Below are 15669 nucleotides of genomic sequence, written 5' to 3'. Positions count from 1 at the left end.
GGGCTGATGCTCCGGCGTATTACCTCTTGCGATAAAGGAAATAACGGCCTTCCTTGATGCCCCCGGGCAGCGGCAGCGCCGCCAGCTCGGCATGCTCCAGCGGCAGGCCGCTGACGGCAATGGCGTTTGGGGCGAGCACGCCGGCCATCAGCTGCGGCAGCCAGGTCAGGGTCACCGCGTCGATCTCGTCATGGCCGGTGCCGATATCGGCATGGGCAAGGGCGGCGCCGATGCCGAGGAAGGCCTGGCCGGATTCGCGGATATTGCCGGTGACCATGTCCTGCGGCTCCGGTGTCGAGGCCGAATAGGAGCGGACCTCCCAGTCGAAGGCGACGATACGGCGGCCAGGAAAGCACTCCCGCAGGTGATCATAGGTGCGGCCGTTGCCGAGGCCGAATTCCAGCACCGGGCCCTCGATTTCGCCCACCAGACCGATAATCGCGTTCAGAATATCGCGTTGAGCCGTCAACCGGCGAATGAAGCTGTCGAGGCGGCTCATCTATTCCGTATCCGTCATGAAAATCGTGGATGCGTGCTAACACATGAAACCTTGCCAAGTCGATTGCCGTAAATGGGAATTGGCGTTGCAGTGGCAACATGGGTCTGTGCTAAGGTCGATGACATGGAAACCGTAACCGACGAAGATTTCTTTGCCGCCGTGCCGCTCTTCAGCGCCTTCGAGGGCGTGACCGATGCCGCCAATTATCGGCCGCTGCCGGAGGGATGGGTGCTTGCGGTCGCCGACATCGTCGGCTCGACACAGGCGATCGCCGGCGGCCGTTACAAGGACGTCAACATGGCGGGTGCCAGCGTCATATCGGCGGTGCTGAATGCCGTCGGCAAGGGCGATTATCCCTTCGTCTTCGGCGGCGACGGCGCGCTGATTGCGCTTCCGGGCTCGCTGGAGCAGGCGGCGCGCGATGCTCTCGCTGCCGTGCAGGTCTGGGTCGAGGAGGATCTCGGCCTGATGCTGCGCATCGCCGTCGTTCCGGTCGCCGATACCCGCGCCGAGGGGCTCGACGTCCGCGTCGCGCGCTATTCCGCCAGCCCGCATGTCACCTATGCGATGTTCTGGGGCGGCGGCACCAGCTGGGCAGAAAGACAGATGAAGCTCGGCCGCTACGGCGTCGAGCGCGCTGCCGCCGGAACCCGCCCGGATCTGACCGGTCTCTCCTGCCGCTGGAGCCCGATCGAAGCCGAGAACGGCGAAATCGTCTCGATCATCGCCGTGCCCGGCGAAGGCCGGCCGGGCGAAGAATTCCGCGCCCTCGTCAACGGTATCGTCGCCATCACCGCCGAGCAGAACCGCGGCAGCCATCCGGTGCCGGCCAACGGCCCGAAATTCGCCTTCTCGCTGAAGGGCATCAATCGCGAGGCCAAGGCCACCGCGCCGGCCGGAAGGCGGCTGCGGCAGAAGCTCATCATCTTCCTGCAGCTTGCCATCACCGTGGCATGCTACAAGCTCGGCATCCCGCTCGGCCGCTTCGATGCGCGCCGCTACAAGAGCGACGTCGCCGGCAATTCCGATTTCCGCAAATTCGACGACGGGCTGAAGATGACCGTCGACGTCGACGCCGAGCACCTGAAACGGATCGAGACGCTGCTGGAAGCGGCGCAGGCCAAGGGCATTGCCCGCTACGGCCTGCATCGCCAGGCCTCGGCGCTGATGACCTGCTTCGTGCCGACGCCGATTTCGCGCGACCACATGCATTTCATCGATGGCGCATCAGGCGGTTATGCCGTCGCCGCCAGCCGGATGACCGGCAAGGCGCTTTCGACAGCGTCTGTGCTTTAGGCGCCAAAGACCAGCGCCGGCATTGTCCCAGCCTATTTTTCGTAATGAAATCGGCACTGGATGATTTCCAACTGCTGGTTGGAGCCCTTGCCTGTGACGCAGTATACGAGCCGATGCTCTCCCAGGATTCGCCGAGACCAAAATCCGGAGAGATCACCCTTCAGCGGCTCGGGCTTGCCAAGACCTTTGAAGGGCGACCTCTTTGTATCCCTGAGCAGCTCGTTGATTTTCTCGACCATCTTCTGATCGGTTTTCTGCCAGTATTCGTATTCTTCCCAGGAATTCGGGGTCCAGAGCAACTTCATGTCAGAGAGTCGGGTCGTTCTCTATCGTCTGTCCCGTACGAAGCTGCCCGATGCTCTCGCGCAACCGGGCGGAATTGGCAGGCGTCGAGAGCAGATGCAACGTCTCTTGCATGCTCTCGTACTCGCTTTCGGCAATCAAAACCAATGCTTCCGAACCTTGACGGGTCACGAGCAGAGGCGCTCGGGAAGACAGAACCTGATCGAAATAGGTTGCGATGTTCTGCCGGAATTCGGTCAAACGAACATGTGCCATCGAGCATCCTTTCTCCACTCTTGAGCGTACAGATATATGTACAGATTGCTTGAGGGTCAAATACGCAGCCGCGTTCCGTCACGCCTTGATGACGTGATCGGCCGAAAGGCCGAGCCGATTGAAGACGTTGCGGGTGTCGACGATCAGCGCAGCGCTTTTCGCAAGCGTCGCATAATCCAAGCCGTCATGGTCTGTCGCGACCAGCACCGCGTCGTAGCCGGCAATCGCTTCCGGCGTCAGCGCTACCGATCTGCGGCCCTTCAGCACCTGGTATTCGCGCGTCGGCGGGATCTCGGCAACGAAGGGGTCGTGATAATCGGCCCGGCCGCCGCGTTCCTCGATGATCTCGATCAGCCGCAGCGACGGGCTCTCTCTGATATCGGCGACGTTCTTCTTGTAGGCAAGCCCGAGCACCAGCACCCGGCTGCGGCTCAGCGCCTTGCCGGCGCGGATGTCGAGCGCTTCGGCAAGCTTGCCGACGACATAACGCGGCATCGCCGAATTGATCTCGCCGGCCAGTTCGATGAAGCGGGTCGGCAGCTCGTATTCCCGCGATTTCCAGGTGAGGTAGAAGGGATCGATCGGGATGCAATGACCGCCGAGGCCGGGCCCGGGATAGAAGGGCATGTAGCCGAAGGGCTTGGTCTTGGCCGCGTCGATCACTTCCCAGACGTCGATGCCCATCGCCGCATAGACGGTCTTCAATTCGTTGACGAGGGCGATATTGACCGAGCGGAAGATGTTTTCCGTAAGCTTCACCGCTTCGGCCGTCGCATTCGAAGAGACCGGAACGACCGTCGAGACCGCAGCGCCATAGAAAGCCTTCATCAGCGCCAGCGCTTCAACGCCGTCGCCGGCGACGACCTTCGGGATGGTGGCGGTATGATAATGCTGGTTGCCGGGATCCTCGCGCTCCGGCGAGAAACCAACGAAGAAGTCCGCGCCGGATTTCAGCCCGGTGCCTTCGAGGATGACCTTGACGATATCGTCGGTGGTGCCGGGATAGGTGGTCGATTCCAGCACGACGAGCTGGCCCGGGCGCAAATGCGCGGCGATCGAGCGCGACGTCGCCTCGACGAAGGAAAGGTCGGGATCGCGGTGCTTGGTCAGCGGCGTCGGCACGCAGATGATGATGACGTCGCAGGCGGCAAGACCGGCAAAATCGGTCGTCGCCTGGAAGCGCCCCGCCTCGATCTCGGCGCCAAGCGCCTCGTTGCTGACGGCGTCGATATAGGAGCGGCGGGCCTCGAGCGCCACCATCTTGCCCGGATCGATGTCGAAGCCGGTCACCGCAAAACCGCTGCGCGCCACCGCGATCGCCAGCGGCAGGCCGACATAGCCGAGCCCGATGACGCCGGCACGCGCCGCGCGGGTTTCGATCTTCTGCAAAAGCGTGTCGAAAGTGGAGGTGGCCAAGGCGGGATCTTTCAAACAGGGAAGAGGAAGCTGATCTAGTGCATGATCGCGAGGAATTAAACCCAGCTGCTTCTCCCTGGCGGCAATGCCGTCCGGTTGGCGCCCAAAAGCTGCCCCTCACCGGCTACAGTCACCCTCGACCGGGGTCGGCGGGCGTCGAGAAGATGAAGGCGCCGGCAAAGCTCACGTAAAAGTCGCAACTGGTACCCATATTCTTCGCTGTTCTTGCTCCAGAATCCACCCCACTCTCCGTCGTCCTCGGGCTTGACCCGAGGACCCCATGCTCGGCCTCGCCGATATCCACATCGAAAACCCCTTAGCCGGGTGTGGCCGAAATGCCCCGGCTGCCGCCTTTGCTGCAACTTCAGCGCACAAAAAAATCTCCGTCCCATTGTTTCGCATTTGCAGCATCCCTATTTTGACTTTTGACAGTGAACCGCCATGAAAGGACTGCCCGTCCGATCTCCGACCGGGGAGCAGAGGGGTGCCGCTGCCGGGCTCTCGGCAGATCGTTGACAAATAATACCGCTCGTACATCCTGATTTCCTTTTGACCTGCGCATGAAAATGTGCCGGCCGGGGGATTTTTGGCTCTTGGGGATGGGCGTGCCTGATGAGGATCATACCGAGAATGAGCACGATCGAATCCAGCGTGTCGTCCATCCTGTTGGATCGGGTCGCTGAATGGCTGACGAATTCTTCGCTGGCCGGAGACGAGCTTGAAAACATCGTGCGCGGCTTCTGCGAAAGGCTCGCCGCCGCCGGCCTGCCGATCGCGCGTGTGCATCTGACCTTTTCGATGCTGCATCCGCTCTATGACGCGCTGAGCTTTACCTGGCGGCGCGCCAGCGGCGTCACCATCGAGGGCTTCCGCATGCCGGCCGGGCAGAAGCCGGACCGTTTTCTGCAGAGCCCCTATTATTACCTGCTCGACAACAATCTGCAGCACATCCGCCGCCGGCTGATGCAGGAAGGGCCGGCCGAATTCCCGATCTTCGAGGACCTGCGCAAGGACGCCATCACCGATTACCTCGCCTTCGTGCAGCCCTTCGGCGACGGCTCGGTGCAGGGCATGATGGGCTCCTGGTCGACCGATCATCATAACGGCTTTTCCGACGATATGATCGACGCGCTCATCAGGATGCAGAACCATCTGGCGGTCGCCGCCAAGATGGCGGTGCTCGGCAAGCTCGCCAACAATATGCTGACCACCTATCTCGGCGGCGATGCCGGCAAACGGGTGCTGAACGGCCAGATCCGCCGCGGCGACGGCGAGACGATCCGCGCCGCCCTCGTCATGGGCGACATGCGCGAATCCACCATGTATGCCGAAAAAGAGGGCCGCCAGGCCTATATCGACACGCTGAACCAGTTCTTCGACGCGATCGCCGCTCCCTTCAACCGCAATGGCGGCGAGATCCTGAGCTTCCTCGGCGACGGCTTCCTGGCCGTCTATCCCTGCGGGCGCCACAAGGATCCGTCGAAAATCGCCTGCGAGGCCGCCCTTTCGGCCGTTCATCAGGCGCAGGCGCGGGTCGCCGAACTCAACAGGGATCGCGAGCAGAAGGGCCTCAGCAAGGTCGGCTACGGCATCGGCCTGCATGTCGGCAACGTCATGTTCGGCAATGTCGGCCTCAAGGACCGCCTGACCTTCTCCGCCTTCGGCTCGGCGGTCAACGAGGTCCAGCGGCTGCAGATCCTCACCAAGAAATACGGCCGCGAAGTCGTCGCCAGCCAGGCTTTCGCCGGTTATTGCGGCGGCGAATGGACGAGGCTCGGCGAAGAGAAGCTGCGCGGCATCCGCCAGAAGGTCACGGTGCTGCAGCCGCGCGCCCCGGCCCCCGAGATCAATGTCGACGACAGCTTCCGCGAGGCGGTGCAGAACGGGCTGTCGGAAGCCGAGCAGGTCATCCTCCTGCATCGCGACGCCAAGAAACAGGTCAAGCAGACGAGCATGGAGAAATTCATCCAGTAAAACGCCAAGACTCCGTCCTCAATCTGCGTGCTTCGCCTAAGGGAACTTTGACGGAACGCGACAGTTTTCCCGCAATTGTCATCTGCTAGACACCCCGTTTGCGGTACGATAGTGTGCCTTAACGGGAACACAGAAGACTGGGGAATTTCATTGGTATGGCGTCTGCAGCGGATTTGTTGCGTATTGAAAATCTCGACGTCTCCTTCTCGGTTTTCGGCGACCGGCTGCGTGTCGTAAAAGAAGCCAATCTTCGCATCCTTCCGGGCAAGGTCACCGCTCTCGTCGGCGAGTCCGGTTCCGGCAAATCGGTGATCAGCCAGTCGGTCATGGGCATCCTGCCCAACCCGGCCAAGGCGTCGGGCCGCATCCTCTTTACCGATCCGCTCGACGGCAGCACGACCGATATCCTGTCGCTGCCGCGCGACAGCGAAGAGATGCGCGATCTGCGCGGCAAGCGCATGGCGACGATCTTCCAGGAGCCGATGACCTCGCTCTCGCCGCTGCACACCGTCGGCAACCAGATCAGCGAAGTGCTGCTGATCCATACCGACGTCGACAAGCAGGAAGCACGCGCCAGGACCGAGGAGATGCTCGGCCTCGTCGGCTTCTCCAATCCGCACCGCACCTACGACATGTACCCGTTCGAACTGTCGGGCGGCATGCGCCAGCGCGCGATGATCGCCATGGCGCTGATCTGCAAGCCGGCGCTCCTGATCGCCGACGAGCCGACGACGGCGCTCGACGTGACGATCCAGGCACAGATCCTCGAACTGCTGCGCGATCTGCAGGCCAAGCTCGGCATGGCGATGCTGCTCATCACCCACGATCTCGGCATCGTCGCCAACATGGCCGACGAGGTGGTCGTCATCTATCACGGCGAGATCATGGAGGCCGGGCCGGTCGAGGCGATCTTCCGCAACCCGCAGCATGCCTATCTCAAGGCGCTGATGGCCGCCGTTCCGCATTTCGACATGAAACCCGGCGAGCGGCTGAAGGCGCTGCGCGACGTGCCGGTCAATCTCGAAACCCTCGTCGGCAAGAAGAAGCCGCTGCAGGCCGAAGCGCCGGGCACATTGCTTTCGGTCACCAATCTCTCGAAGACCTACAAGACGCGCAAGCGCAGTTTCCTCGGCAAGCAGGAAGCCGCCGTCGTGCACGCCGTCGACGACGTCAGCTTCGACATCCGCCGCGGCGAATGCCTTGGCCTCGTCGGCGAATCCGGCTGCGGCAAGACGACGCTCAGCAAGATCCTGATGCGTGCCATCACCCCCGATGGCGGCGCTGTCGTCTTCAACGACGGCAAGGAAGTCATCGACGTCCTGTCCGTCAAAGGCGCCGAGCTGCAGGAACTGCGCACCAAGATCCAGATGGTGTTCCAGGATCCGGTCTCCTCGCTCTCGCCGCGCATGACGGTGCGCAACATCCTCAGCGAACCGCTGGAGATCCACGACCGCGGCGACAGCGACGAGCGCAAGCGCAAGGTCGAAGGCTTGATGGCGGCGATCGGCCTCGACAAGCGTTATCTCAGCCGCTACCCGCACAGTTTTTCCGGCGGCCAACGGCAGCGCATCGGCATCGCCCGCGCTCTGGCGCTCGGGCCAAAGCTCGTCATCCTCGACGAGCCGGTCTCGGCGCTCGACGTCTCCGTCCAGGCGCAGATCCTCAACCTGTTGAAGGACCTGCAGAAGGAGCTGGGGCTGACCTATCTGTTCATCTCGCACAATCTCGCCGTTGTCGATTACATGGCCGACCGCATCGCTGTGATGTGCAAGGGCCGCATCGTCGAGATCGCGCCGCGCGAGATCATCCTGCGCGATCCGGTGCACCCCTATACGAAATCGCTGCTCGCCGCCGTCCCCTTCCCCGATCTCGACCGGCCGCTCGATTTCAAGGCGCTCCGGGAAAACGGCGCCGCCGACAAGCAGAACTGGGGCGCGACCTTCACCGCCGAGCATGACGACGCTTCCGAGCTTGCCTATGCCGATCTTGGCGACGGCCATCTGGTGCGCGCCCGCAAGGGCGCCGATGCCAAGGAGTTGCGCTCATGGTGACGCGTCGCATTTTTCTGGGCGGCCTCGTCGGTGCCGCGATCGCGCCCTCCGTGCTTCGGGCGCAACAGGCCGGCGAGCCGGAATTCCTGAAGGAGCAGCTCTCCTCAGGCAGCCTGCCGCCGATGGCCGAGCGCCTTCCAACCCGCCCGCGCATCGTCAACCTGAAGGAAATGGGGCTCGAACCCGGCAGCTATGGCGGCACGGTGCGCACCATCATCGGCAGCCAGCGCGACATCCGCTTCATGACGATCTACGGCTATGCCCGCCTGGTCGGCTACGACAAGCACCTGCAGTTCCAGCCTGACATTCTCGCCGGTTTCCAATCGGAAGACGACACGGTCTTCACCTTCACGCTGCGCGAAGGCCATAAATGGTCCGACGGCCAGCCGTTCACCGCCGACGATTTCCGCTATTGGTGGGAAGACGTCATCCTGAACGACAAGCTGACGCCGGGCGGCGGCGCGCTGGAGCTTCGCCCGCACGGCAGCCTGCCGCGCTTCGAGATGCTCGATGCGCTGACCGTGCGTTACACCTGGGAAAAACCCAACCCGATGTTCCTGCCGACCCTGGCAGGACCGATACCGCTCGTCATCGTCGGGCCGGCGCACTACCTCAAACAGTTCCACAAGAAGTATCAGCCCGACCAGGCGAAGATGGAACAGATGATGCAGGCCAACCGCGCCAAGAAATGGCAGGACCTGCACATCAAGATGGCCAGATCCTACCGGCCGGAAAATCCCGACCTGCCGACCCTCGATCCCTGGCACAACAGGACGCCGCTGCCGGCCGAGCAGTTCGTCTTCGAGCGCAACCCGTTCTTCCACCGCGTCGACGAGACCGGCAGGCAGCTTCCCTATCTCGACCGCTTCATCCTCAACGTCTCCTCCTCGTCGATCATCGCCGCCAAGGCCGGGGCCGGTGAAGCCGACCTGCAGGCGACCGGCATCGATTTCAACGACTATACCTTCCTCAAGGAGGCCGAGAAGCGCTTCCCGGTGAAGGTCGATCTCTGGAAGGTCGCGCGCGGCTCGCGCATCACGCTCCTGCCGAACCTCAACTGCGCCGACGAGGTGTGGCGCGGCCTGTTCCGCGACGTACGCCTGCGCCGGGCGCTGTCGCTGGCGATCGATCGGCACGAGATCAACATGGTCGCCTTCTACGGCCTGGGCACGCCGAGCGCCGATACCGTCCTGCCCGACAGCCCGCTGTTCAAGCAGGAATATGCCGATGCCTTCGTCAAGTTCGATCCCGACGAGGCCAACCGCCTGCTCGACGAACTCGGCCTGACCAAACGCGGCGACGACGGCATCCGGCTGCTGCCGGACGGGCGGCGCGCCGAGATCACCGTCGAGACCGCCGGCGAGAGCAATCTCGATACCGACGTGCTGGAGCTGGTGCACGATCACTGGGCCAATATCGGCCTGGCGCTCTATACCCGCACCTCGCAGCGCGATGTCTTCCGCAACCGCGCCATGAGCGGCACGATCATGATGTCGATCTGGTACGGCCTCGACAATGGCGTTCCCACAGCCGACATGTCGCCCTCCGGGCTGGCGCCGACGCTCGACGATCAGCTGCAATGGCCGCTCTGGGGCATGCACTACCTCTCCGCCGGCCAGGAGGGCGCAGCACCCGACCTGCCGGAAGCGGCCGAACTGGTCGATCTGCTCGGCCAATGGGGCTCGACGGCGAAATTCGAGGAGCGCCAGGTGATCTGGCACAAGATGCTGTCGCTCTATACGCAGCAGGTCTTCTCGATCGGCCTGATCAACAGCACGCTGCAGCCGATCCTTCGCGCCGCCAAGCTGCAGAACATGCCGGCGAAAGCGCTCTACGGCTTCGATCCCACCTCCTATCTCGGCATCTACATGCCGGATACATTCTGGTACAAGGAGGCCTGAGGCGTGCTCAGATATATTCTCTGGCGTATCGCCGCCATGGTGCCGACACTCTTCGTCATTTCGGCGCTGGTTTTCACCATCATCGAGCTGCCGCCCGGCGATTTCTTCGAGAGCCAGATCGCCGAGCTGCGCGCCTCCGGCGAAACTGCCAACCTCCAGGAAATCGAGGAGATGCGCCAGCAATACGGCTTCGACAAGCCGGAGATCGTGCGCTATTTCTACTGGGTCGGCGGCATGCTGCACGGCGATTTCGGCTATTCCTTCGAATACCAGCTGCCGGTCTCCGACGTGGTCGGCGATCGCTTGTGGCTGACGATCCTCGTCTCCTTCACCACCATCCTGCTCACCTGGCTGATCGCCTTTCCGATCGGCATCTATTCGGCCACGCACCAGTACAGCTGGGGCGATTACGGGCTGACCTTCCTCGGCCTGCTCGGCATCGCCATTCCGAACTTCATGCTGGCGCTGATCCTGATGTATTTCGCCAATATCTGGTTCGGCATCTCGATCGGCCATTTGATGGACCAGCAATATATCTCGGCGCCGATGAGCTGGGAGAAGGCGCGGTCGATCCTCTCTCACCTGTGGATCCCGGTGATCATCGTCGGCACCGCCGGCACGGCCGGCATGATCCGGCGGCTGCGCGCCAACCTGCTCGACGAAATGCAGAAGCAATATGTGACGACCGCCCGCGCCAAAGGCCTGCATCCGATGCGCGCACTGCTCAAATATCCGCTGCGCATGGCGCTCAACTTCTTCGTCGCCGATATCGGCTCGATCCTGCCGTCGATCATCTCGGGCGCCGAAATCGTCGCCATCGTGCTGTCGCTGGAGACGACGGGACCGATGCTGATCAAGGCGCTGCAGAGCCAGGACATGTATCTGGCCGGCTCCTTCCTGATGTTCCTGGCCTTCCTCAACGTCATCGGCGTGCTGATCTCCGACATCGCGCTCGGCTTCCTCGATCCCCGCATCCGTCTGCAAGGCAGGAGCACCAAATAATGTCGCCCCTTCCCGCACCCGGCGCGCCGCTTCCCCATTACGTCTCGACGGCGCCTTTCGATCCGCATGCGACCGAAACCATGACGGCGGCGCAATCGCGCATCCATCTCGCCTCGCAGAAGCAGCTGATGTGGTGGAAGTTCAAGCAGCACAAGCTGGCCTTGATCTCCGGCATCTTTCTCGCCGCCGTCTACCTGATGATCCTGATCGTCGAGTTCCTGGCGCCCTACGGCCTGCACACCCGCAATGTCGATTTCATCCATGCGCCGCCGCAAAGCGTCCATTTCTTCGACAAGGGTGAATTCGTCGGCCCCTTCGTCTACGGCCGCAGCATGACGCTCGATCTCGACACGCTGCACCGCGTCTATACCGACAGGCCGAACGACGTGCAGCCGATCCGCTTCTTCTGCCGGGGCGATTCCTACAAATTCTGGGGTGTGGTGGCCTCGAACTATCACCTGGTCTGCCCGGCGATCGGCGGTCAGATGTTCCTGCTCGGCACCGACCGGCTCGGCCGCGACGTGCTCTCGCGCATCCTCTACGGCGCGCGGATCTCGCTGACGATCGGCCTGATCGGCATTTCGATCAGCTTCGTGCTCGGCATCGTCATCGGCGGCCTCGCCGGCTACTGGGGCGGTATTTTCGATCTCATCGTCCAGCGCCTGATCGAGGTGCTGCAATCGCTGCCGAGCCTGCCGCTGTGGATGGCGCTGGCCGCCATCATGCCGGTGACCTGGAGCCCGATCGTCATTTATTTCGGCATCACCGTCATCCTCGGCATCATCGACTGGACCGGGCTGGCGCGTGCCGTGCGCTCCAAGCTTTTGGCGCTGCGCGAGGAGGATTACGTGCAGGCGGCACAGCTGATGGGCGCCAGCACGCCGCGCATCATCGGCCGGCATCTGGTGCCGGGTTTCATGTCGCATCTCATTGCGTCGGCGACGATTTCGATCCCCGGCATGATCCTCGGCGAGACCGCGCTCTCCTTTCTCGGCCTCGGCCTTCGCCCGCCGATCACCAGCTGGGGTATTCTGCTGACCGAGGCAAAAAGCGTCAGCGTCATCGCCTTTTATCCTTGGCTGCTCTATCCGATCATTCCTGTTGTTCTTGTCATTTTGGCGTTCAACTTTCTGGGAGACGGCTTGCGTGATGCGGCAGATCCCTACAAATAACAGCAAGCTCGGCGGTGCCTCACGGCATCGCTCCCGCCGCATGGCCTCCGGACGGTGGGGGTGCTAAATATGTTGCTCGCCCCAGAGGAAACGCCCATGGCCAGACGTCTCGAAGATGCACGCATCCTCATGTACAGCCACGACACCTTCGGTCTCGGCCATCTGCGCCGCTGTCGCACCATCGCCCATGCGCTGGTCGAGGATTATCGCGGCCTCAACATTCTGATCATTTCGGGCGCCACGATCGCCGGCGCCTTCGACTACCGCGCCCGTGTCGACTTCGTGAAGATCCCGAGCGTCATCAAGCTGCGCAACGGCGAATATACGTCGCTTGCCAGCCATATCGATCTGCACGAGACGCTGAAGATGCGCGAATCGAGCATCCGCCACACGGCCGAGACCTTCCAGCCCGATATCTTCATCGTCGACAAGGAACCGATGGGGCTGAAGGGCGAGGTCGAGGATACGCTCGCCTATCTCAAGGCCCGCGGCACCGTGCTGGTGCTCGGGCTGCGCGAGATCATGGACGCGCCGCATCTGCTCGAGGCCGAGTGGAAGAAGAACGGCATCATGCAGAAGATCGACCAGTATTACGACAGCGTCTGGGTCTACGGTCCGCCCGATTTTTACGATCCGCTTGTCGGCCTCGACGTCCCGGCCAGCCTGCGCCGGAAGATGGATTTCGTCGGCTTCCTGCAGCGCAGTGTCTCCAAGGGCAAGACCTCGATCAACGCCCGCAAGGACAATTACATCCTCGTCACCACGGGCGGCGGCGGCGACGGCTCCGATCTCGTCCACGACGTGATGAACGCCTATGAGGCCGATCCGACACTGACGCAGAAGGCGCTCGTCGTGCTCGGGCCCTATATGCCGGCCGCCGAGCGCGCCAAGCTGGTGCAGAAGGGCGAAGCCATTCCCTATATCGAGGTGATCGAGTTCGACAACCATATGGAAGAGCTGATCGACGGCGCCATCGGCGTCGTCGCCATGGGCGGCTACAACACCTATTGCGAGATCCTCTCCTTCGACAAGCCGGCCCTCATCGTGCCCCGCGTCAAGCCGCGCGAGGAACAGCTGTTGCGCGCCCAACGGGCAAGCGAGCTCGGCCTCGTCGACATGCTGCTGCCGGAACAGTCGGTCGATCCGAAGATCATGGCCGAGGCGCTGAAGCGCCTGCCCTCCCGCCTGCCGCCGTCGAAGAGCGGCAGCAACATGCATCTCGAAGGGCTCGATCATATTTCGCAGACCGTCGGCCGATGGATCGACGGCCGCGCCAGCCACCTTGCCCTCGTCGCAGAATAGGGCACAGCCTTGCCGCCACGCCGCAAGATCCTCGTCGTTCTGAAAGGCTATCCCCGCCTTTCGGAAACCTTCATCGCCCAGGAACTGCTCGGCCTCGAAAAGGCCGGCTTCGACCTGACGCTGATTTCGATGCGCCGGCCGACCGACAAGAAGCGCCACCCGGTCCATGACGAGATCCGGGCGCGCGTCGTCTACCTGCCGGAATATCTGCATGAGGAGCCGATCCGTGTGCTGAAGGGCCTCGTCGCCGGTTTTTCGAAACCCGGCTTCAAGGCGCTGATCAAACGTTTCCTCGCCGACCTCAAGCGCGACATCTCGCGCAACCGCTTCCGCCGTCTCGGCCAGGCGCTGGTGCTGGCGCGCGAATGGCCTGACGGCGGCGAATGGCTGCATGCCCATTTCATCCACACGCCGGCCTCGGTGACGGAATATGCGAGCATCCTCACCGGCACGCCCTGGACCTGCTCGGCACACGCCAAGGACATCTGGACGTCGCCGGACTGGGAGCTCAACGAGAAGCTCGGCAGCGCCCGCTGGGCGGTCACCTGCACCAGAACAGGTTACGAGCACATGCGGGGCCTGACATCCCGCAAGGACGCGGTGCATTTGAGCTATCACGGCCTCGATCTCGCCCGTTTCGGCCATTTTGCCGGCGCGCGTTCGGACCGCACCGGCACCAACCCCGACGACCCGGCCTTCATCCTCAGCGTCGGCCGTGCCGTCGAGAAGAAGGGCTACGACGTGCTGCTGCGGGCACTGGCGCTGCTACCCGCCGATCTCCACTGGCGCATGGATCACATCGGCGGCGGCGAGGAGCTTGCGAAACTGAAGGCGCTGGCCGCCGAACTCGGCCTCTCCGGCCGCATCGTCTGGAAGGGCGCCCTGGCACAGGAAGACGTGCTCGATCATTACCGCCGCGCCGATCTCTTCGCGCTGGCCTGCCGGGTCGCCGCCAATGGCGACCGCGACGGCCTGCCGAACGTCCTCGTTGAAGCATCGAGCCAGCGGCTCGTCTGCATCTCGACCGAAGTATCCGGCGTGCCGGAACTCCTGAAGAACGGTGAAAACGGTCTGGTCGTGCCGCCGGAGGATCCGGCGCTGCTTGCGAGAGCCCTGGAAGAAGCGATCCGCGACCCGGCGCTGCGCCAGCGCCTCGGTGATGCCGCCGAAAGCCGGGTGCGCGAAGATTTCGACTATCACTCCAGCATCAGACAGCTCACCGGCCTGTTCGAGGCCGAATGGCAGAAGGCCTCATGACGGCACCGCGTATCTTCTTCTACGTCCAGCATCTGCTCGGCATCGGCCATATCGCCCGTGCCAGCCGCATCGCCAACGCGCTCGTCAAGGACGGCTTCGACGTCACCGTCGTCACCGGCGGACTGCCGGTGCCGGGCTTTCCCGGTGAGGGCGTGAAGACCGTGGCCCTGCCGGCGGTCGTTGCCAGCAATGCCGGTTTCTCCGGTCTCGCCGATGCCGATGGCCGGCCCGCCGGCGAGGATTTCCTTGGCACCCGCCGCGATCTGCTGCTCGAGGCCTTTCATGCCGCAAGGCCCGATGTCGTCATCATCGAAGCCTTCCCCTTCGGCCGGCGGCAGATGCGCTTCGAACTGCTGCCCTTGCTCGCGGCGATCGAAAAGGCCGAGCCGCGGCCGAAACTGCTAAGCTCGGTGCGCGACATCCTGCAGGAAAACCGCAAGGCCGGCCGCGACGCGGAAACCGCAGCGCTGGTCAGGGAGCATTTCGACGCCGTGCTCGTCCACGGCGATCCCGATTTCGTCAGGCTAGAAGACACTTTCCCGCTGACACCTGAGATCGCCGACAGGCTGCGTTATACCGGCCTTGTCGCAGCCCCGCCGGCACCGGAACCGACTGAAACCTTCGATGTCATCGCCTCGGCGGGCGGCGGCGCCGTCGGTGCGGCGCTGATCGGCGCGGCCAAAGAGGCGGCGGCGATGCTGCCCGCCGATCTCCGCTGGCTGCTGATAGCGGGGCCGAACCTGCCGGAGAGCGATTTCGCCGCCTTGGCGCTGGACGCTCCCCCGAATGTGACGCTGGTTCGCTTCCGCAAGGATTTTCCCTCGCTGCTGCGTGGCGCCAAAGTCTCGATCTCGCAGGCGGGCTACAACACGGTCGGCGATCTCCTGCGTACCGAATGCCGGGCAATCCTCATCCCCTTCGTCGCCGGCGGCGAGACCGAGCAGACGGTGCGCGCCGAACGGCTGCAGGCGCTCGGCCTCGCCGAGATCCTGCCGGAAACAGGACTGACGCCGGACCATGTGAAAGAGGCGGTCGAAAGGGCGCTCGCCGCACCGGGGCGCAAGCCGGTCCTGCTCGATCTCGACGGAGCGGAGAAAACCGCCGGCGTCATTCGCTCCATGATTGCCGAATCCCTCGCCCAATCCAAAATTCCTGTGATATAAGCATTGTTCCGGCGAGAATCGGCGTTTCTGCAGCCGGTCGCTTCGCCTTGTTTTCATTGCGATATCGGCGGTCCGGCT

General features: G+C 63.1%; 13 protein-coding genes. 9 read left to right on the top strand and 4 right to left on the bottom strand.

The genetic code is table 11. The features are described 5' to 3' along the window. Positions 1-19: 19 nt before the first annotated feature. On the bottom strand, positions 20-499 hold the full coding sequence (locus GGD57_RS17015; protein WP_184471510.1) for a class I SAM-dependent methyltransferase: 480 nt from the start codon (positions 497-499) through the stop codon (positions 20-22). A 72-nt stretch (positions 500-571) separates the two neighbouring features. Between GGD57_RS17015 and GGD57_RS17010 the strand changes: the two genes are divergently transcribed. Next, complete coding sequence (locus tag GGD57_RS17010; protein ID WP_184471509.1) at positions 572-1795, top strand: DUF3095 domain-containing protein; 1224 nt, start codon at positions 572-574, stop codon at positions 1793-1795. Positions 1796-1827: 32 nt separating this feature from the next. On the opposite strand, the gene GGD57_RS17005 is transcribed toward GGD57_RS17010, so the two are convergent. The 3 genes from GGD57_RS17005 to GGD57_RS16995 form a co-directional block, all read right to left on the bottom strand. Then, positions 1828-2100 carry a Txe/YoeB family addiction module toxin gene (locus GGD57_RS17005; protein WP_097616517.1) on the bottom strand — a complete coding sequence of 91 codons (273 nt, stop codon included), beginning with the start codon at positions 2098-2100 and terminating at the stop codon, positions 1828-1830. A 1-nt stretch (position 2101) separates the two neighbouring features. Further along, the gene (locus GGD57_RS17000; protein WP_184471508.1) at positions 2102-2353 is read right to left on the bottom strand and encodes a type II toxin-antitoxin system Phd/YefM family antitoxin; all 252 of its coding nucleotides are present in this window, start codon (positions 2351-2353) and stop codon (positions 2102-2104) included. Positions 2354-2431: 78 nt separating this feature from the next. Beyond that, positions 2432-3769: a nucleotide sugar dehydrogenase gene (locus GGD57_RS16995; protein ID WP_184471507.1), complete on the bottom strand. Its 1338-nt coding sequence runs from the start codon at positions 3767-3769 to the stop codon at positions 2432-2434. 630 nt (positions 3770-4399) lie between these two features. Between GGD57_RS16995 and GGD57_RS16990 the strand changes: the two genes are divergently transcribed. The 8 genes from GGD57_RS16990 (at position 4400) to GGD57_RS16955 (ending at position 15591) form a co-directional block, all read left to right on the top strand. Beyond that, a complete protein-coding gene (locus tag GGD57_RS16990) occupies positions 4400-5743 on the top strand; it encodes an adenylate/guanylate cyclase domain-containing protein (protein WP_184471506.1) in 1344 nt (447 codons plus the stop codon). Positions 5744-5898: 155 nt separating this feature from the next. Beyond that, a complete protein-coding gene (locus GGD57_RS16985) occupies positions 5899-7794 on the top strand; it encodes an ABC transporter ATP-binding protein (protein ID WP_184471505.1) in 1896 nt (631 codons plus the stop codon). After that, positions 7788-9695: an ABC transporter substrate-binding protein gene (locus GGD57_RS16980; RefSeq protein WP_184471504.1), complete on the top strand. Its 1908-nt coding sequence runs from the start codon at positions 7788-7790 to the stop codon at positions 9693-9695. The genes GGD57_RS16985 and GGD57_RS16980 overlap by 7 nt, the downstream gene beginning before the upstream one ends. Before the next feature lie 3 nt (positions 9696-9698). Next, positions 9699-10697 carry an ABC transporter permease gene (locus GGD57_RS16975; protein WP_085739742.1) on the top strand — a complete coding sequence of 333 codons (999 nt, stop codon included), beginning with the start codon at positions 9699-9701 and terminating at the stop codon, positions 10695-10697. Further along, the gene (locus tag GGD57_RS16970) at positions 10697-11869 is read left to right on the top strand and encodes an ABC transporter permease (protein WP_184471503.1); all 1173 of its coding nucleotides are present in this window, start codon (positions 10697-10699) and stop codon (positions 11867-11869) included. The genes GGD57_RS16975 and GGD57_RS16970 overlap by 1 nt, the downstream gene beginning before the upstream one ends. Positions 11870-11965: 96 nt before the next feature. Continuing rightward, complete coding sequence (locus GGD57_RS16965) at positions 11966-13171, top strand: glycosyltransferase family protein (RefSeq protein ID WP_097611638.1); 1206 nt, start codon at positions 11966-11968, stop codon at positions 13169-13171. A 9-nt stretch (positions 13172-13180) separates the two neighbouring features. Next, the gene (locus tag GGD57_RS16960) at positions 13181-14428 is read left to right on the top strand and encodes a glycosyltransferase (protein WP_184471502.1); all 1248 of its coding nucleotides are present in this window, start codon (positions 13181-13183) and stop codon (positions 14426-14428) included. Further along, positions 14425-15591, top strand: coding sequence for a glycosyltransferase family protein (locus GGD57_RS16955; RefSeq protein ID WP_184471501.1), 1167 nt, complete (start codon positions 14425-14427; stop codon positions 15589-15591). The genes GGD57_RS16960 and GGD57_RS16955 overlap by 4 nt, the downstream gene beginning before the upstream one ends. The last annotated feature ends 78 nt before the right edge of the window (positions 15592-15669 follow it).

Origin of the sequence: Rhizobium esperanzae, assembly GCF_014197615.1 — a bacterium.
Lineage (GTDB): Bacteria > Pseudomonadota > Alphaproteobacteria > Rhizobiales > Rhizobiaceae > Rhizobium > Rhizobium esperanzae_A.
The sequence above is the reverse complement of the archived record's forward strand: the minus strand, read 5'-3'. Positions and strand labels throughout refer to the sequence as shown.